Genomic DNA, 548 nt, shown 5'->3' on the forward strand with positions numbered 1-548 from the left:
GAAAAAGAATTAGTAGTAAAATACAAGGAGTCTGCAGAGTATTTCAAAAAAGAAGCTCTTGCAAGAAATGCATTAGTATCATTAACAGCACATCTGTTTGCAGATAATGGATATGCTAATTTAGAAAAAGTTGCTAATCTAAAAGAAGGAGAAGCAAATCCATTTATYATGACAAAAGCACAAATGGAAAAATATTTGAACTCCCTAATAGAAAGAGCTAAATAATAAATTAAAGATATATASTAGATATTAACAAAAAATAAATTATATGCTATCATAGTCAAAAATTATGATAGMATTTTTTATTGTATAAGGAGTTTATTATTATTAATAACATAGGCTATGATATATGCTATACCGCAAGAAAAATATATCAGTATATAGGAAAACAAATAATTAATTTCGATATCACACCAGAGCAATTAATTGTATTAAAAGAACTTGCAAAAGAAGAAGGTATATCTCAAAAAGAATTATCTATAAGACTAGATAAAGACCAAAATACTGTAAAAGCTATGATAGATAAATTAGAAGTTAAATCATTTATA

Annotated in this window: 1 protein-coding gene and 1 pseudogene; both read left to right on the forward strand. The window is 24.8% G+C overall.

Annotated elements, in window-relative coordinates; genetic code table 11:
• Nucleotides 1-225 (forward strand): annotated as a pseudogene (locus GQX97_RS14425) (MBL fold metallo-hydrolase); the annotation flags it as partial.
• 80 nt (nucleotides 226-305) lie between these two features.
• A partial coding sequence (locus GQX97_RS14430) for a MarR family winged helix-turn-helix transcriptional regulator (RefSeq protein ID WP_157152371.1) occupies nucleotides 306-548 on the forward strand: 243 nt, incomplete at its 3' end.

Origin of the sequence: Brachyspira sp. SAP_772, from assembly GCF_009755885.1 — a bacterium.
GTDB lineage: Bacteria > Spirochaetota > Brachyspiria > Brachyspirales > Brachyspiraceae > Brachyspira.